This window comes from Streptococcus sp. Marseille-Q7156 (genome assembly GCF_965119495.1).
In genome coordinates, this window is the sequence record NZ_CBCPLU010000001.1 from 325581 (window position 1) to 343381 (window position 17801).

Sequence of the window (17801 nt, forward strand, 5' to 3'; positions counted from 1 at the left end):
AAAATATGCCAATTACATCGTTAGAAATCAAAGATAAAACCTTTAGCACACGTTTTAGAGGTTTTGATCCAGAAGAAGTAGATGAATTTTTAGATATTGTAGTTCGTGATTATGAAGATTTAGTTCGTTCTAATCATGATAAGGATTTACATATTAAAAATTTGGAAGAGCGTTTGTCTTACTTTGATGAGATGAAAGATTCGTTGAGCCAGTCTGTATTGATTGCCCAAGATACAGCTGAGAGAGTGAAACAAACAGCACACGATCGTTCAAATAATATTATTCATCAAGCTGAACAGGATGCACATCGATTATTGGAAGAAGCAAAATACAAGGCAAATGAAATTCTTCGTCAGGCAGCTGATAATGCTAAGAAAGTTGCTGTTGAAACCGAAGAATTGAAGAACAAGAGTCGTGTCTTCCACCAACGTCTCAAATCTACAATTGAAAGTCAGTTGGCTATTGTTGAATCTTCAGATTGGGAAGATATTCTTCGTCCAACAGCTACTTATCTTCAGACAAGTGATGAAGCCTTTAAAGAAGTTGTTAGCGAAGTACTTGGAGAACCGATTCCAGCTCCAATTGAGGAAGAACCAATTGATATGACACGTCAATTTTCTCAAGAAGAAATGACAGAGTTACAGGCTCGTATTGAGGCAGCCAATAAAGAATTGGCTGAATTTGAAGCTCAGGCTAAACAGGAAGTGGAAAATCCAACTCCTGTAGTGAGTCCTCAAATTGAAGAAGGGCCTGCTCATCCAGTTGGTCCAATGTATGAAGAGCCAGAAGTAACTCCAGTGCATCCGACAGGTCCAACACCAGCTACAGAAACTGTTGATTCAGCACCAGGATTTGAAGCACCGCAAGAATCCGTTACAATTTTATAAGAAATGATGTGAGAACAATATCTTATCCTTATATTTCCAGCGAGCAGGAGATGGTGTGAGTCCTGCATTCCCTAATGATAAGATTATCCTCTCAAGCTATCAAGTCTGAATGGAGTAAGATTTGACGTTCCCCACGTTACGGGATAAGAGGGAGAAAGACTAGATCTTTTTCCGAATAAAGGTGGTACCACGATTTTCGTCCTTTTTGGAAGTCGTGGTTTTTAATTTGTTATTATTTATAAAGGAGATACCATGAAACTCAAAGATACCCTTAATCTTGGGAAAACAGCTTTCCCAATGCGTGCAGGCCTTCCTACCAAAGAGCCAGTTTGGCAAAAGGAATGGGAAGATGCAAAACTTTATCAACGTCGTCAAGAATTGAACCAAGGAAAACCTCATTTCACCTTGCATGATGGCCCTCCATATGCGAATGGAAATATCCACGTTGGACACGCAATGAACAAGATTTCAAAAGATATCATTGTTCGTTCAAAATCTATGTCAGGATTTTATGCACCATATATTCCAGGTTGGGATACACATGGTCTGCCAATCGAGCAAGTTTTGGCAAAACAAGGTGTCAAACGTAAAGAAATGGACTTGGTTGAGTACTTGAAACTTTGCCGTGAATACGCTCTTTCACAAGTAGATAAACAACGTGAAGACTTTAAACGTTTGGGGGTTTCTGGTGACTGGGAAAATCCATATGTGACCTTGACTCCTGACTATGAAGCAGCCCAAATCCGTGTCTTTGGTGAGATGGCTAATAAAGGTTATATCTACCGTGGTGCAAAACCAGTTTACTGGTCTTGGTCATCTGAGTCAGCCCTTGCTGAAGCGGAGATTGAATACCATGATTTGGTTTCAACTTCCCTTTACTATGCCAACAAGGTAAAAGATGGCAAAGGTGTTCTAGATACAGATACTTACATTGTTGTCTGGACAACTACTCCATTTACCATCACAGCTTCTCGTGGTTTGACTGTCGGAGCAGATATTGATTACGTTTTGGTTCGACCTGCTGGTGAAGCTCGTAAGTTTGTCGTTGCTGCAGAATTGTTGACTAGCTTGTCTGAGAAATTTGGCTGGGTTGATGTTCAAGTGTTGGCAACTTACCGTGGTCAAGAACTCAACCACATCGTAACAGAACACCCATGGGATACAGCTGTAGATGAGTTGGTTATCCTTGGTGACCACGTTACAACTGACTCTGGTACTGGTATTGTCCATACAGCCCCTGGTTTTGGTGAGGACGACTACAATGTTGGTATTGCTAATGATCTTGAAGTCGCAGTCACTGTTGACGAACGTGGTATCATGATGAAGAATGCTGGTCCTGAGTTTGAAGGTCAATTCTATGAAAAGGTAGTTCCAACTGTTATCGAGAAACTTGGTAACCTCCTTCTTGCCCAAGAAGAAATCTCTCACTCATACCCATTTGACTGGCGTACTAAGAAACCAATCATCTGGCGTGCAGTACCACAATGGTTTGCCTCAGTTTCTAAATTCCGCCAAGAAATCTTGGACGAAATTGAAAAAGTGAAATTCCACTCAGAATGGGGTAAAGTCCGTCTTTACAATATGATTCGTGACCGTGGCGACTGGGTTATCTCTCGTCAACGTGCTTGGGGGGTTCCACTTCCTATCTTCTACGCTGAAGATGGTACAGCAATCATGACTGCTGAAACGATTGAACACGTGGCTCAACTCTTTGAGGAACATGGTTCAAGCATTTGGTGGGAACGTGATGCTAAGAACCTCTTGCCAGAAGGATTTACTCATCCAGGTTCACCAAATGGTGAGTTCAAAAAAGAAACAGATATCATGGACGTTTGGTTTGACTCAGGTTCATCATGGAATGGAGTTGTTGTAAACCGTCCAGAGTTGACTTACCCAGCAGACCTTTACCTAGAAGGTTCTGACCAATACCGTGGTTGGTTCAACTCTTCACTCATCACATCTGTTGCCAACCATGGCGTAGCACCTTACAAACAAATCTTGTCACAAGGTTTTGCCCTTGATGGTAAAGGTGAGAAGATGTCTAAATCTCTTGGAAATACCATTGCTCCAAGCGATGTTGAAAAACAATTTGGTGCAGAAATCTTGCGTCTCTGGGTAACAAGTGTAGATTCAAGCAACGACGTGCGTATCTCTATGGATATCTTGAGCCAAGTCTCTGAAACTTACCGTAAAATCCGTAACACCCTTCGTTTCTTGATTGCCAATACATCTGATTTTAACCCAGCTGTGGATGCAGTAGCTTACGAAGAACTTCGTTCAGTTGATAAGTACATGACTATTCGCTTTAACCAGCTTGTCAAGACCATTCGTGATGCCTATGCGGACTTTGAATTCTTGACAATCTATAAGGCCTTGGTGAACTTTATCAACGTTGATTTGTCAGCATTCTACCTTGATTTTGCTAAAGATGTTGTTTACATCGAAGGTGCTAAATCACTGGAACGTCGTCAAATGCAGACTGTCTTCTATGACATTCTTGTCAAAATCACCAAACTCTTGACACCAATCCTTCCTCACACTGCGGAAGAAATCTGGTCATATCTAGAGTTTGAAGCCGAAGACTTCGTTCAATTGTCAGAATTGCCAGAAGCAGAAACTTTTGCTAACCAAGAAGAAATCTTGGATACATGGTCTGCTTTCATGGACTTCCGTGGACAAGCTCAAAAAGCTTTGGAAGAAGCTCGTAATGCAAAAGTTATCGGTAAATCACTTGAAGCTCACTTGACAGTTTATCCAAACGAAGTTGTGAAAACTCTACTCGAAGCAGTAAACAGCAATGTAGCACAACTTTTGATCGTGTCAGACTTGACCATCGCAGAAGGACCAGCTCCAGAAGCTGCTGTTAGCTTCGAAGATGTCGCCTTTACAGTTGAACGCGCTGCAGGTGAAGTATGTGACCGTTGCCGTCGTATCGACCCAACAACAGCAGAACGTAGCTACCACGCAGTCATCTGTGACCACTGTGCAAGCATCGTAGAAGAAAACTTTGCGGACGCAGTCGCAGAAGGATTTGAAGAGAAATAGTTTCGAGTAGTCTGGAGAATATTCATGAATTGAGTACTTTAACTAGTTATGGTATAATATTTAGTATAAAACATTAAAGGAGATTTATTATATAGTGGTATTGTTGGTTTAGTAGGTGGAATATACTTGCTTATTGCCCCATTTCTTTTACTAGCAGCAGTTGTGAGTACAGCTGCTACAGCAACAGCTACACAGAGTCCTGAATTAACTGCATCTACAACAGTTGCAGGAGTTGCAGGAGTTTTACTTCCAACTGTTTTAAAAATTGCTATTTTAGTTTTAGGAATTGTTGCGATTGTATACTATAAGGGAGAAAGTCGTGTTGGTTCGGCTCCTTCTGTCCTATTAATCGTAGGTGGAGCAGTTGGCTTGATTCCAGCCCTTGGTTGGGTAGGAGGAATCCTAGCAATTATCGGTGGTTCACTATTTTTAGGAAGTCTCAAAAAATTCAAAGTTGAAAGATAAAAAATAAGGAAAAGGATTGCCAAACAGTCCTTTCCTTTTTGGTTTTGACTAGCTTTTTTGTGAAAAATTGTGTAGAATAGAATAGATAAACGAGGGAAAACCTCGGAAAATTTAAAGGAGAATCCATCTAATGGTAAAATTGGTTTTTGCTCGCCACGGTGAGTCTGAATGGAACAAAGCTAACCTTTTCACTGGTTGGGCTGATGTTGATTTGTCTGAAAAAGGTACACAACAAGCGATTGACGCTGGTAAATTGATCAAAGAAGCTGGTATCGAATTTGACCAAGCTTACACTTCAGTATTGAAACGTGCGATTAAAACAACTAACTTGGCTCTTGAAGCTTCTGACCAATTGTGGGTTCCAGTTGAAAAATCATGGCGTTTGAACGAACGTCACTACGGTGGTTTGACTGGTAAAAACAAAGCTGAAGCTGCTGAACAATTTGGTGATGAGCAAGTTCACATCTGGCGTCGTTCATACGATGTATTGCCTCCAAACATGGACCGTGATGATGAGCACTCAGCTCACACAGACCGTCGTTACGCTTCACTTGACGACTCAGTTATCCCAGATGCTGAAAACTTGAAAGTGACTTTGGAACGTGCCCTTCCATTCTGGGAAGATAAAATTGCTCCAGCTCTTAAAGATGGTAAAAACGTATTTGTAGGAGCTCACGGTAACTCAATCCGTGCCCTTGTAAAACACATCAAAGGTTTGTCAGATGACGAAATCATGGACGTGGAAATCCCTAACTTCCCACCATTGGTATTCGAATTTGACGAAAAATTGAACGTAGTTTCTGAATACTACCTTGGAAAATAAAAAATTGTAAGTCTAGAATTGATTTCTAGACTTTTTATGTTAGTATGGTAGTATGATAAGGAATAAAAAACAAGATTATGTATTGGCCTACAAGCAACCAGCGTCAACAACATATAAGGGTTGGGAAGAAGAAGCTTTACCGATAGGCAATGGTTCTCTAGGGGCTAAAGTCTTTGGACTTATAGGGGATGAGCGGATTCAATTTAATGAAAAAAGTCTCTGGTCTGGAGGTCCACTTCCTGATAGTTCCGATTATCAGGGTGGAAATCTTCAGGACCAGTATGGTTTTTTAGCTGAGATTCGGCAGGCTTTGGAAAAGAGAGATTACAATCGGGCTAAGGAACTGGCTGAACAGCACCTAGTCGGGCCAAAAACGAGTCAATATGGGACCTATCTGTCCTTTGGGGATATTCATATTGAGTTTAGTAATCAAGGCAAGACTTTGTCTCAGGTGACGGACTATCAGAGACAGCTGAATATTAGTAAGGCACTTGCGACGACTTCTTATGCCTATAAGGGAACGCGATTTGAACGTGAAGCTTTTGCGAGTTTTCCAGATGATCTCTTGATTCAGCGTTTTACTAAAGAGGGGTTGGAAACTCTAGATTTTACTATAGAACTATCGCTGACCCGCGATTTTGCTTCTGATGGAAAGTATGAGCAGGAAAAATCTGATTACAAGGAATGCCAGCTGGATATCTCAACGTCTCATATCTTGATGAAGGGACGGGTTAAGGACAATGACCTGCGGTTTGCTAGCTGTTTAGCTTGGGAAACGGATGGAGACATTAGAGTCTGGTCAGATAAGGTTCAGATATCAGGAGCCAGTTATGCTAATCTCTTCTTGGCGGCTAAGACGGATTTTGCCCAAAAGCCTGCTAGCAATTATCGCAAGAAACTAGATTTAGAGCAACAGGTAAAAGACTTGGTAGAGATAGCTAAAGAAAAGGGCTATGCCCAATTGAAATCAAGGCATATTGAGGACTACCAAGCCTTATTTCAGCGTGTTCAATTGGATTTGGGAGCTGATGTAGACACATCCACTACAGATGATTTGCTAAAAAATTATAAGCCACAAGAGGGGCAGGCTTTGGAGGAGTTGTTCTTCCAGTATGGACGGTATTTATTGATTAGTTCTTCCAGAGATTGTCCAGATGCTCTACCAGCTAACTTGCAAGGGGTCTGGAATGCGGTCGACAATCCTCCTTGGAATTCGGACTATCACCTGAATATCAACTTGCAGATGAATTATTGGCCAGCCTATGTTACTAATCTTCTAGAGACGGCCTTTCCGGTCATCAACTATATCGATGATTTGCGTGTCTATGGTCGTCTAGCGGCTGCAAGGTATGCAGGAATCGTCTCTCAGGAAGGAGAGGAGAATGGTTGGTTGGTTCATACTCAAGCGACTCCCTTTGGTTGGACGGCACCTGGTTGGGATTACTATTGGGGTTGGTCACCAGCTGCCAATGCATGGATGATGCAAACGGTTTATGAAGCCTATTCATTTTATAGGGATCTAGACTATCTCAGGGAGAAAATTTATCCCATGTTGAGGGAAACGGTGCGTTTTTGGAATGATTTTTTACATGAGGATCAGCAGGCGCAGCGTTGGGTGTCTTCTCCGTCTTATTCCCCAGAACATGGGCCGATTTCGATTGGCAATACCTATGACCAATCTCTGATTTGGCAATTATTCCATGATTTTATTCAGGCTGCTCAGGAATTGGAGCTGGATGAGGACTTGTTGATTGAAATTAAAGAAAAATTTGATTTACTAAATCCTATTCAAATTACTCAATCTGGTCGAATCAGGGAGTGGTATGAGGAGGAAGAGCAGCATTTTCAAAATGAGAAAGTGGAGGCCCAGCATCGGCACGCTTCCCATCTGGTGGGACTCTATCCTGGAAATCTCTTTAGCTACAAGGGACAGGAGTATCTTGTAGCCGCGCGTGCTAGCCTCAATGATCGTGGAGATGGCGGCACAGGCTGGTCCAAGGCTAATAAGATCAATCTCTGGGCGCGTTTGGGAGATGGCAATCGAGCCCATAAATTATTAGCAGAGCAGTTAAAGTCATCCACCTTGCCAAATCTTTGGTGTAGCCACCCTCCTTTTCAGATAGATGGTAATTTTGGTGCGACTAGTGGCATGGCAGAAATGTTGCTCCAGTCTCATGCAACTTATCTGGTACCTCTAGCCGCCCTACCCGATGCATGGTCATCAGGTTCCGTTTCAGGCTTAATGGCACGTGGACATTTTGAAGTTAGCATGAGGTGGGCGGATAAAAAACTCTTACAGTTGACCATTTTATCAAGGAGTGGAGGAGATTTGCGAGTTTCTTATCCAGATATTGAGAAGAGTGTGATTAAAATGAATCAAGAAAAAATAAAAGCGAAATGCATGGGGAAAGATTGTATTTCGGTGGCAACAGCAGAAGGCGATCTGGTTCAATTTTATTTTTAAGAAGATGATGGAAGGCAGTGGTTTGAGACTGCCTTTTTTGAAGGATTTGAGAATGTAAGCAGTTTCCAACTAGTTGAAAAAGCGTTATAATGGTAGTAGGAAGTAATTTGTTTGAGAGAGGGTGGGTCTGATGGCTTATATTGAGATGAAACACTGTTACAAGCGGTATCAGGTTGGGGACACGGAGATTGTGGCCAATCGCGATGTGAATTTTGAGATTGAAAAGGGTGAATTGGTTATTATTCTAGGTGCATCTGGTGCAGGCAAGTCAACAGTTCTTAACCTTCTTGGGGGAATGGATACCAATGATGAAGGGGAAATCTGGATTGATGGGGTCAATATTGCAGACTATAGTTCCTATCAGCGAACCAATTACCGCCGCAACGATGTCGGTTTTGTTTTTCAGTTTTATAATCTAGTGTCCAATCTAACCGCTAAGGAAAATGTGGAGTTGGCTTCAGAAATCGTGATAGATGCCTTGAATCCTGAACAGGTCTTGACAGATGTAGGTCTGGCTCATCGTCTCAATAACTTTCCAGCCCAGCTTTCTGGAGGGGAGCAACAGCGAGTCTCCATTGCACGCGCGGTAGCCAAAAATCCTAAAATTCTCCTTTGTGACGAACCGACAGGTGCCTTGGATTATCAGACGGGTAAGCAGGTTTTGAAGATTCTCCAAGACATGTCTCGTCAAAAGGGAGCGACGGTGATCATCGTGACTCATAATGGGGCTTTGGCGCCCATTGCTGATCGAGTAATTCATATGCACGATGCCAGTGTCAAGGATGTGGTGATCAACCAGCATCCTCAGGATATCGACAGTTTGGAGTACTAGCATGATCAAGCGAAAAACCTATTGGAAGGACTTGATTCAGTCCTTCACAGGCTCCAAAGGGCGTTTTTTATCCATCTTGACCTTGATGATGTTAGGGTCTCTAGCCTTAGTAGGCCTCAAAGTGACTAGCCCCAACATGGAGGCGACAGCTAATGCTTATTTAAGAACTGCTCAAACCTTGGATTTGGCAGTTATGTCTAATTATGGTTTGGATCAAACAGATCAAGAAGAACTAGAACAGATAGAGGGCGCAGAGGTTGAGTTTGGCTATTTGACAGATGTGACTATGGAGAATAGGCAGGATGCCATTCGACTGTACTCCAAATCAGAGCGAATTTCAATCTTTCAGCTAAGAGAGGGACGACTTCCTCAGTCAGACAAGGAAATCGCTTTGGCCACTCATTTGCAAGGCCAATACAGCGTGGGACAGGAGATTAGTTTTAAAGAAAAAGAAGAGGGGCATTCCTCTTTAAAAGACCATAGGTATACCATTACTGGTTTTGTGGATTCAGCTGAAATCCTCTCTCAAAGAGATATGGGCTACGCAGGAAGTGGAAGTGGGACTCTGACAGCCTATGGGGTTATTTTACCTAGTCAGTTTGATCAGAAAGTCTACAATATAGCTCGTTTGAAATATCAAGATTTAGCAGGCTTAAATGCTTTTTCAGAAGCTTATGAAGAAAAATCCAAGCAACATCAGGAAGACCTTGAACAAGCTTTGTCAGATAATGGCAAGGCACGTCTGCAAGTCTTGAGAAAAGAAGGACAAGAGTCTCTAGACAAAGGCCAAGAAACCCTTGACAAGGCTGAGACTAATTTGCAGGAAGGCAAGCGTCGTTTAGCAGCAGCTCAAGCTCGTTTACAGGCTCAGGAAAGTCAACTAGCCTTGCTTCCTCAAGCTCAGAGAGAGCAGGCTAGTGCTCAACTTACCCAAGCCAAGCAGAAATTGAGCAAGGAAGAGGACAAACTAAAGCAGGCTGAACAAAATCTAGCCCAAGAAAAGGAAAAACTAGAAAAACATCAGCAAGTCTTGGATGATTTAGCTGAGCCCAAGTATCAAGTCTATAATCGGCAAACCATGCCAGGGGGTCAAGGCTTCCTCATGTACAGTAATGCTTCAGCCAGTATTCGGGCAGTGGGCAATATCTTTCCTGTAGTGCTTTATGCCGTAGCGGCTATGGTGACCTTTACAACTATGACTCGCTTTGTGGATGAAGAACGAACTCATGCAGGGATTTTTAAGGCCTTGGGCTATCGTAGCAAGGATATTATCGCCAAGTTTCTCCTCTACGGCCTAGTAGCTGGGACTGTCGGAACAGCTCTAGGTAGTATACTTGGCCATTATTTACTAGCCAGTGTGATTTCAAGTGTCATTACAAAAGGAATGGTAGTGGGAGAAACCCAGATTCAGTTCTATTGGACCTATAGTATACTGGCTCTTGTTTTTAGTTGGTTGGCTAGTGTTCTACCAGCCTACTTGGTAGCTCGTAGGGAACTTCATGACGAAGCAGCCCAGCTTTTACTGCCTAAACCACCTGTCAAAGGAGCTAAAATCTTACTGGAGTGCATCGGCTTTATCTGGCACCGTCTCAGTTTTACTCATAAGGTAACAGCTCGCAATATCTTTCGTTATAAGCAACGGATGTTGATGACGATTTTTGGTGTGGCAGGTTCAGTCGCTCTGCTCTTTGCCGGTTTGGGAATTCAATCCTCTGTAGCAGGAGTTCCGTCTAGACAGTTTCAACAAATTCAACAGTATCAGATGATTGTCTCTGAAAATCCTAGTGCGACCAATCAAGACAAGGCAGAGTTGGAAGAAGTGTTGAAAGGACAAGATATCCAAGCTTATCAGAAAATATATTCTAAAACGCTAGACAAGGATTTCAAAGGTAAGGCTGGTCTTCAGACCATTACCCTTATGATGACAGAGAAGGAAGATTTGACTCCCTTTATTCATCTGCAACATCATCAGCAAGAGTTGACATTAAAAGATGGCGTCGTTATTACCGCTAAACTTGCCCAGCTGGCAGGTGTCAAGGTTGGGCAGACTCTAGAAATTGAAGGTAAGGAACTAACGGTCGCTGCCATTGCTGAGAATTACGTTGGTCACTTTATTTATATGAGTCAATCTAACTATGAGCAAGTTTACGGACAGGTGCCGCAAGCTAATACTTATCTGGTTAGGCTAAAGGATTCTAGTGCGCCTAGTATCGAAAGGCAGGCAGGTTTGCTTATGAATCAAGCTGCGGTGTCCAGCGTTGTCCAGAATGCTTCAGCCATTCGACTCTTTGACTCCGTCGCCAGCTCACTCAATCAGACCATGACCATCTTGGTTATCGTATCGGTTCTGTTGGCTATCGTTATCCTTTACAATCTAACCAACATTAACGTAGCTGAGAGAATCCGTGAACTCTCCACTATCAAGGTTCTCGGTTTTCATAATAATGAAGTCACCCTCTACATTTACCGTGAGACGATTGTGCTGTCCCTTGTGGGAATCGTCCTTGGTCTGGTAGCTGGTTTCTATTTACACCAATTTTTGATTCAAATGATTTCGCCGGCGACTATTCTCTTTTATCCGCAGGTAGGCTGGGAAGTCTATGTAATCCCAGTGGTAGCAGTAAGCACCATTTTGACCGTACTTGGTTTCTTTGTCAATTATCATCTGAGAAAGGTTGATATGCTTGAAGCTTTGAAATCTGTAGAGTAAGGCAGTTGTTTTTAGCTGATTGAATTTATATTTACTCGTAAGCAAAAATCCTCCGTTTCAAAGAGTAGGGAACTCTTTGTGACAGAGGATTTTTTCTATAGGGCTTTAGCAGCTGCAATTGCAGCTTCGAAGTTTGGTTCAGAGTTGATATTGTCCACGTATTCAACGTAGCGAATCGTATTGTCAGTATCGAGGACAAAGACTGCGCGTGCCAATAGGTGCCACTCATTGATTAAGAGGGCATAATCACGTCCAAAGGAATGGTCGAAATAGTCTGAGAGCATGATGGCATTTTCAATACCTTCAGCACCACACCAACGTTTTTGGGCAAAAGGGAGGTCCATGGAAACAGTCAAGACAACCGTATTATCCAGTCCAGCCAGTTCTTCATTAAAACGACGCGTTTGAGTTGAGCAGATGCCTGTATCGATAGAAGGCACGACACTCAAGACTTTTTTCTTGCCATCAAAATCAGCCAGAGATTTTTTAGAAAGGTCTGTTGTAGTGAGTGAAAAATCAAGTGCCTTGTCGCCGACTTGTAGTTGTTTACCTGTAAAGCTCACAGGATTTCCGAGAAAAGTTACCATAAGATACTCCAATCTTTTTTCTTCCATTTTAGCTGAAACGGTCAGAATTTTCCAATGATTTGACCGAAAATATGAGCATAGAAAAAACGTCAATTCGGAAAAGAATGACGTTTTTCAGAGGCTTATTTTGCCAATCCTTCAGCAATCTTGTCAAGGTTGTATTTCATCATGTTGTAGTAGCTGTCGCCTTCTTTACCTTGTTCTGCGATAGAGTCAGTAAAGATTTGTGCGTAGATTGGGATGTTTGTATCTTGTGAAACAGTCTTCATTGGACGGTCATCCACACTTGATTCTACAAAGAGGGAAGGAGTTTTTGTTTGGCGAAGTTTTTCAACCAAGGTCTTGATTTGGTCAGGTGTTCCTTCTTCTTCAGTATTGATTTCCCAGATGTAGGCACTTGGGACACCGTAGGCTTTAGAGAAGTATTTGAAGCATCCTTCGCTGGTTACAATGAGTTTTTTCTCAGCAGGGATGTTGTTAAATTTCTCCTTAGCTTCCTTGTCAAGTTTGTCTAGCTTATCAGTATATTCTTTAAGATTTTTTTCGTAGAATTCCTTGTTGCTAGGGTCTTTAGCGCTCAATTGTTTTGCGATATTTTTAGCAAAGATCATACCGTTTTCAAGGTTAAGCCAAGCGTGTGGGTCTTCTTTGCCTTTTTCGTTTTGACCTTCAAGGTAGATAACATCAACGCCTTCGCTGACTGCAAAGTAGTCTTTGTTTTCAGTTTTCTTGGCATTTTCTACCAATTTTGTAAACCAAGCATTGCCACCTGTTTCAAGGTTGATACCGTTATAGAAAATCAAATCAGCTTGAGAAGTTTTCTTAACGTCTTCAGGAAGTGGTTCGTATTCGTGCGGGTCTTGGCCAACAGGAACGATACTGTGAAGATCAATCTTGTCACCAGCAATATTTTTAGTAATATCAGCGATGATTGAGTTTGTAGCAACAACTTTTAGTTTTTGACCAGAAGCTGCATCTTTTTTTCCGCTAGCACATGCTACAAGAGCAATGACGGAAAGAAAGAGAACGAGTAATGTACCTAATTTTTTCATTAGATCCTCCAATTTATTGGGGTTTTGCCCCTTATTTTAACAAATGTTTATTTTTCAGTTTCAAATATCGTTGTTTTGGAGCGATAAAGAAGCTAATGAGAAAGAAACTAGCAGCTGTGAGCACGATACTAGAACCTGCCGCAACGTTAAAGCTATAGCCGATAAAGAGCCCCAAAACTGAAGCTATCGCTCCAAAGGTTGAGGAAAGGAAAATCATGCTTTTCAGGCTATTAGCATACAGATAAGCAGTTGCAGCTGGGGTAATCAGCATGGCTACAATCAGGATAGTTCCGACACTTTGCATGGCTGTCACAGACACGAGAGTCAGGAGTACCATGAGAAGGTAGTGATAGAAATTGACAGGCATTCCCATGGCTTTAGCCAAGAGTTCATCAAAGGAAGTTATCAAGAGTTGCTTGAAGAAAATCCAGATTAACAAGAGAATGGCTGCCCCTACCCCCATGGTAATAAACATATCCGTATCTTGGACGGCCAGGATATTACCAAAAAGGATATGGAAAAGGTCAGTTGAACTTTTAGCGACACTAATCAAGATGATACCGAGGGCTAAGAAAGAAGAAAAGGTAATGCCGATGGCGGTATCGCTTTTGATAATCGAGTTTCCCTTGATGTAGGTAATAATGATGGCAGCTAGCAATCCAAAGACAATGGCTCCGATAAAGAAGTCAACGCCCAAGATGAAGGAGAGGGCTACACCTGGCAAGACAGCATGTGAAATGGCATCTCCCATGAGTGACATCCCGCGTAGAATGATGAAACATCCTACAGCTCCAGCTACGACCCCGACGACAATGGCTGTTATCAAGGCATTTTGTAAGAAATGGAATTTTTGCAATCCATCGATAAATTCTGCAATCATAGGTCACCTCCATTGAAAAAGAGTCGATTACCGTAAGCTTCTTTGAGATTGGCTTCGGTAAAGGTTTCTTTGGTTGGACCAAAGGCAATCACTTCTCGATTGACAAGCAAGACTTGATCGAAGTAGTGGGCAACCTTGCTGAGGTCGTGGTGGACGATGAGAACCGTCTTCCCAGCTTTTTTCAGATCTCTCAGCGTATTCATGATGATTTCCTCACTAACAGAGTCAATCCCAACAAAGGGTTCATCCAAGAGGATATAGTCGGCTTCCTGCACCAAACATCTGGCAATCAAGACCCGCTGGAACTGACCTCCAGACAGTTGACTGATTTGACGTTCAGCGTAGTCAGCTAGACCGACAATTTCAAGGGCCTCTTGCACTTTCTTCCAATGTTTAGCCTTTAAACTTCGAAAGAGAGGGATAGAGGGAAAGAGTCCTAGCGAGACACATTCCTTGACCTTGATGGGAAAGTTGTAGTCGATATTGATTTTTTGTTCGACATAGGCGATTCGATGTAAGGATTTTTTAACTTCCTTGTCATCGAGAAATGCCTGACCTTGATGTGGGATAATTCCCAGCATCCCTTTTAATAATGTTGATTTCCCAGCACCGTTTGGACCAATAATACCGGTAATTGTTGGTCCGTGGAGCACTAGTGAAATATCCTTAAGTGCCAACGTTTCTTTGTAGGAGACACTGAGGTTTTCTATACGTATCATAAACTTGTATTCCTCCTGCCTCTTAATATACATTAAAAAAAAAATTAAGTCAAGTTAATTTTTAAAAAAATTAAAATAATAACTGAGAAATGATGGCAAGAGAAAGTTCATTTTTAATTGCATTCCCAGTTAATTTTTGTTAAGCTAAAAACAAGTACAAATGAAAGCGAGAACAAGATGATACGTTATCAAGATGATTTTTATGATGCAATCAATGGAGAATGGCAACAGACAGCTGAAATTCCAGCAGATAAGTCTCAAACAGGAGGTTTTGTTGATTTAGATCAGGAAATTGAAGACTTGATGTTGGCGACAACAGACAAGTGGTTGGCAGGTGAAGAGGTGCCTGAGGATGCTATCTTGGCGAACTTTGTCAAATACCACCGCCTAGTTCGTGATTTTGATAAGAGAGAAGCTGACGGTATCACACCTGTCTTACCACTCCTTAAAGAATTCCAAGAATTGGAGACTTTTGCGGATTTTACAGCTAAACTAGCAGAGTTTGAGCTTGCAGGAAAACCGAACTTCCTTCCTTTTGGTGTATCACCAGACTTTATGGATGCCAGAATCAACGTTTTATGGGCTAGCGCTCCAAGCACGATCCTGCCAGATACGACCTACTATGCAGAAGACCATCCTCAACGCGAAGAGCTCTTGACTCTTTGGAAAGAAAGCAGCGTAAATCTTCTCAAGGCTTATGATTTCTCTGATGAAGAAATTGAAGACTTGTTAGAGAAAAGACTAGAATTGGACCGCCGAGTTGCAGCAGTGGTACTTTCTAATGAAGAAAGTTCAGAATATGCTAAACTCTACCATCCATATTCTTATGAAGATTTCAAGAAATTCGCACCTTCCCTACCTTTGGATGACTTTTTCCAAGCCGTTCTTGGACAAGTACCAGACAAGGTTATCGTAGACGAGGAACGTTTCTGGCAAGCAGCAGATCAATTCTATAGTGAAGAGGCATGGCCTCTCCTCAAGGCAACCTTAATTTTAAGTGTTGTGAATCTCTCAACCAGCTATTTAACAGAAGAAATCCGTGTCTTGTCAGGTGCCTATAGCCGTGCGCTTTCAGGAGTTCCAGAAGCTAAAGACAAGGTCAAGGCAGCTTATCAACTAGCACAAGGTCCTTTCAAACAAGCCTTAGGTCTTTGGTATGCCCATGAAAAATTCTCTCCAGAAGCTAAGGCAGACGTAGAGAAAAAAGTAGCAACTATGATTGATGTCTATAAGGAACGCTTGGCTAAAAATGACTGGTTGACTCCTGAAACTCGTGACAAGGCCATCGTCAAACTCAATGTCATCAAGCCTTATATCGGTTACCCAGAAGAATTGCCAGAACGCTACAAGGACAAGGTAGTGGATGAAAATGCTAGTCTTTTTGACAATGCTCTAGCCTTTGCGCGTGTGGAAATTAAGCACAGTTGGAGCAAATGGAATCAGCCTGTAGACTATAAGGAGTGGGGCATGCCTGCTCATATGGTCAATGCCTACTACAATCCACAGAAGAATCTGATTGTCTTTCCAGCGGCCATTTTACAGGCTCCTTTCTATGACTTGCATCAGTCATCTTCTGCTAATTACGGTGGGATTGGTGCAGTTATTGCTCATGAAATTTCCCACGCCTTTGATACCAACGGAGCTTCCTTTGATGAAAATGGTAGCCTCAAGGATTGGTGGACAGAGAGCGACTATGCTGCCTTCAAGGAGAAAACACAAAAAGTTATTGACCAGTTTGATGGACAAGATTCTTATGGTGCAACCATCAATGGTAAATTGACTGTGTCAGAAAACGTGGCTGACTTGGGAGGAATCGCTGCAGCGCTTGAAGCAGCTAAGAGAGAACCAGACTTCTCAGCAGAAGAATTCTTCTACAACTTCGGTCGCATCTGGCGCATGAAAGGTCGTCCAGAATTTATGAAACTCTTGGCTAGCGTCGATGTGCACGCACCAGCCAAACTCCGTGTCAATGTACAAGTACCAAACTTCGATGATTTCTTTACAACCTATGATGTCAAAGAAGGAGACGGTATGTGGCGTTCACCAGAAGACCGCGTCATTATTTGGTAATGCGAAAAATCTAGTCATCAGAAAAAGGCATCCATCAGGTGTGAAAACCTTGACTGGATGCCTTTTGTAATAGAAAGATTTGCTGGATAGTTTACTTAAATTTCGATTGCCACCATCTTGTTAGAAAAAAGGATTGAATGTCTTTTCATGAGCGATGGTTGTAGCTGGACCATGCCCTGGATAGACATCGTAGTTTGGTAGAGTGAAGAGTTGGGTCTGGATACTATGGAGAAGTTGCTCCGTACTACCAGTTGGAAGATCTGTTCGTCCGATAGTTTCACGGAACAGGGCATCACCTGTCAAGACCAAGTGAGCTTGTGGAAAGACGATAGAAACACCACCGATAGAATGTCCTGGTGTTGGCAAGACAGTGAAACGAAATTCCTCTAGTTGGTATTCCTCATGAAAGATAAAAGTGTGTTCTGCAGGTTTTGCGACCACATCTGCCATATCATCGTGACGAGGGAGACCAGAGAGATTATCGACAGGAGTATAGAGCCAGCTAGCTTCGCTCTCTGCGATATAGACAGGAGGATTGCCAAAAGTCTCGCGAACCAAGTCCAGACTCATGATATGGTCATAATGGGCATGGGTCAAGAGAATAGCACAGATTGGTTTGTTGATCTTCTCTATTGTCTGACGAATGGCTTCCCAATGGCTACCAGGATCGACAACGATGAGGTGATTTTCGCCTTCTAGGTAATAGGTGTTTTCATAGGCAACAGGATTCACGGTTTTATGGATTTTCATATTAGCTCCAATCTCAAAGAATGTACTAAATTAAGTATAGCACAGTTAGGAAGAATAAGTAAGGATTTAAAATGAACTTAAAAACCAGCATGAGTGGATGAAGACAGGCTGGTTTTTAAGATATCAATATTGGAGAGGTGTCAATTGCCCTTCATAGGTTGCATAAACTCCGTCATTAGCTTGTTTGATAGATGTGATGTTTAGAGTGCCACCATAGTTGGCTTCTCGTTTATCGCTATATTCACTATAAGTTATCCTATTGGGCAGGTTCTGGTTGTTAGCATAGTATTGAACGACTGTTTTTTTATAGCCTTGCTGGCTGAATAGGAACAGGCAGCTAACTCCTAACACTAGGAGAGCAAAGATAGAAATAGCAGTTTTTTTCATAGGTGTTCTCCTTATAAACTAAAGGATAAAAGAAAGCATCTTGAGGATTTTAATTCCAAAATCCAGTCAAGGTACCAGTGTATGTGACACAAGTTCCATCGTTTATCTTTCGTATCTTCAATGGAATTGG

The 17801-nt window shown here is 42.1% G+C and carries 14 protein-coding genes; 8 read left to right on the plus strand and 6 right to left on the minus strand.

Annotation, left to right across the window (positions count from 1 at the left end):
• Positions 1 to 5 precede the first annotated feature (5 nt).
• The 7 genes from ACWPV5_RS01735 to ACWPV5_RS01765 all read left to right on the plus strand — a co-directional run bounded on the left by ACWPV5_RS01735 (position 6) and on the right by ACWPV5_RS01765 (position 11226).
• Entirely contained in the window at positions 6 to 887 is an 882-nt protein-coding gene (locus ACWPV5_RS01735; protein WP_023943735.1) for a DivIVA domain-containing protein, read from the plus strand.
• A 252-nt stretch (positions 888 to 1139) separates the two neighbouring features.
• Positions 1140 to 3932 (plus strand): isoleucine--tRNA ligase, encoded by a 2793-nt coding sequence (ileS, locus tag ACWPV5_RS01740; protein ID WP_261033525.1) that lies wholly within the window; start codon positions 1140 to 1142, stop codon positions 3930 to 3932.
• A 72-nt stretch (positions 3933 to 4004) separates the two neighbouring features.
• Positions 4005 to 4397, plus strand: a complete 393-nt coding sequence (locus tag ACWPV5_RS01745) for a hypothetical protein (RefSeq protein WP_454383425.1) — start codon at positions 4005 to 4007, stop codon at positions 4395 to 4397.
• Positions 4398 to 4527: 130 nt separating this feature from the next.
• On the plus strand, positions 4528 to 5220 hold the full coding sequence (locus ACWPV5_RS01750; protein ID WP_000240129.1) for a phosphoglycerate mutase: 693 nt from the start codon (positions 4528 to 4530) through the stop codon (positions 5218 to 5220).
• A 52-nt stretch (positions 5221 to 5272) separates the two neighbouring features.
• Positions 5273 to 7684, plus strand: a complete 2412-nt coding sequence (locus ACWPV5_RS01755; protein WP_454382050.1) for a glycoside hydrolase family 95 protein — start codon at positions 5273 to 5275, stop codon at positions 7682 to 7684.
• Positions 7685 to 7814: 130 nt separating this feature from the next.
• Complete coding sequence (locus ACWPV5_RS01760; RefSeq protein WP_454382051.1) at positions 7815 to 8516, plus strand: ABC transporter ATP-binding protein; 702 nt, start codon at positions 7815 to 7817, stop codon at positions 8514 to 8516.
• A 1-nt stretch (position 8517) separates the two neighbouring features.
• Positions 8518 to 11226 carry an FtsX-like permease family protein gene (locus ACWPV5_RS01765; RefSeq protein WP_261077323.1) on the plus strand — a complete coding sequence of 903 codons (2709 nt, stop codon included), beginning with the start codon at positions 8518 to 8520 and terminating at the stop codon, positions 11224 to 11226.
• Positions 11227 to 11321: 95 nt separating this feature from the next.
• Here ACWPV5_RS01765 and tpx read toward each other — a convergent pair whose 3' ends face one another.
• The 4 genes from tpx to ACWPV5_RS01785 form a co-directional block, all read right to left on the minus strand.
• Positions 11322 to 11813 (minus strand): thiol peroxidase, encoded by a 492-nt coding sequence (gene tpx, locus ACWPV5_RS01770; RefSeq protein ID WP_000256026.1) that lies wholly within the window; start codon positions 11811 to 11813, stop codon positions 11322 to 11324.
• Positions 11814 to 11935: 122 nt separating this feature from the next.
• Positions 11936 to 12865 carry a metal ABC transporter substrate-binding lipoprotein/adhesin PsaA gene (gene psaA / locus ACWPV5_RS01775; RefSeq protein ID WP_000733076.1) on the minus strand — a complete coding sequence of 310 codons (930 nt, stop codon included), beginning with the start codon at positions 12863 to 12865 and terminating at the stop codon, positions 11936 to 11938.
• A 31-nt stretch (positions 12866 to 12896) separates the two neighbouring features.
• Positions 12897 to 13745, minus strand: coding sequence for a metal ABC transporter permease (locus ACWPV5_RS01780; RefSeq protein ID WP_094753186.1), 849 nt, complete (start codon positions 13743 to 13745; stop codon positions 12897 to 12899).
• Positions 13742 to 14464 carry a metal ABC transporter ATP-binding protein gene (locus tag ACWPV5_RS01785; RefSeq protein WP_000619145.1) on the minus strand — a complete coding sequence of 241 codons (723 nt, stop codon included), beginning with the start codon at positions 14462 to 14464 and terminating at the stop codon, positions 13742 to 13744. The genes ACWPV5_RS01780 and ACWPV5_RS01785 overlap by 4 nt, the downstream gene beginning before the upstream one ends.
• A 177-nt stretch (positions 14465 to 14641) precedes the next feature.
• Between ACWPV5_RS01785 and pepO the strand changes: the two genes are divergently transcribed.
• A complete protein-coding gene (pepO, locus tag ACWPV5_RS01790; protein ID WP_454382052.1) occupies positions 14642 to 16534 on the plus strand; it encodes an endopeptidase PepO in 1893 nt (630 codons plus the stop codon).
• Positions 16535 to 16654: 120 nt separating this feature from the next.
• Here the strand turns inward: pepO and ACWPV5_RS01795 are convergent, their stop codons facing one another.
• Together ACWPV5_RS01795 and ACWPV5_RS01800 are read right to left on the minus strand one after the other, a co-directional pair.
• On the minus strand, positions 16655 to 17284 hold the full coding sequence (locus tag ACWPV5_RS01795; RefSeq protein WP_153193149.1) for an MBL fold metallo-hydrolase: 630 nt from the start codon (positions 17282 to 17284) through the stop codon (positions 16655 to 16657).
• 123 nt (positions 17285 to 17407) lie between these two features.
• Entirely contained in the window at positions 17408 to 17635 is a 228-nt protein-coding gene (locus ACWPV5_RS01800) for a hypothetical protein (RefSeq protein ID WP_318155929.1), read from the minus strand.
• Positions 17636 to 17801: the final 166 nt, after the last annotated feature.

What these genes read in the sequence shown, in the direction of transcription:
- ACWPV5_RS01735 (WP_023943735.1), top strand. Translation starts at nt 6, where the DNA reads ATGCCAATTACATCGTTAGAAATCAAAGATAAAACCTTTAGCACACGT.
- ileS (WP_261033525.1), top strand. Translation starts at nt 1,140, where the DNA reads ATGAAACTCAAAGATACCCTTAATCTTGGGAAAACAGCTTTCCCAATG.
- ACWPV5_RS01750 (WP_000240129.1), top strand. Translation starts at nt 4,528, where the DNA reads ATGGTAAAATTGGTTTTTGCTCGCCACGGTGAGTCTGAATGGAACAAA.
- ACWPV5_RS01755 (WP_454382050.1), top strand. Translation starts at nt 5,273, where the DNA reads ATGATAAGGAATAAAAAACAAGATTATGTATTGGCCTACAAGCAACCA.
- ACWPV5_RS01760 (WP_454382051.1), top strand. Translation starts at nt 7,815, where the DNA reads ATGGCTTATATTGAGATGAAACACTGTTACAAGCGGTATCAGGTTGGG.
- ACWPV5_RS01765 (WP_261077323.1), top strand. Translation starts at nt 8,518, where the DNA reads ATGATCAAGCGAAAAACCTATTGGAAGGACTTGATTCAGTCCTTCACA.
- tpx (WP_000256026.1), bottom strand. Translation starts at nt 11,813, where the DNA reads ATGGTAACTTTTCTCGGAAATCCTGTGAGCTTTACAGGTAAACAACTA.
- psaA (WP_000733076.1), bottom strand. Translation starts at nt 12,865, where the DNA reads ATGAAAAAATTAGGTACATTACTCGTTCTCTTTCTTTCCGTCATTGCT.
- ACWPV5_RS01780 (WP_094753186.1), bottom strand. Translation starts at nt 13,745, where the DNA reads ATGATTGCAGAATTTATCGATGGATTGCAAAAATTCCATTTCTTACAA.
- ACWPV5_RS01785 (WP_000619145.1), bottom strand. Translation starts at nt 14,464, where the DNA reads ATGATACGTATAGAAAACCTCAGTGTCTCCTACAAAGAAACGTTGGCA.
- pepO (WP_454382052.1), top strand. Translation starts at nt 14,642, where the DNA reads ATGATACGTTATCAAGATGATTTTTATGATGCAATCAATGGAGAATGG.
- ACWPV5_RS01795 (WP_153193149.1), bottom strand. Translation starts at nt 17,284, where the DNA reads ATGAAAATCCATAAAACCGTGAATCCTGTTGCCTATGAAAACACCTAT.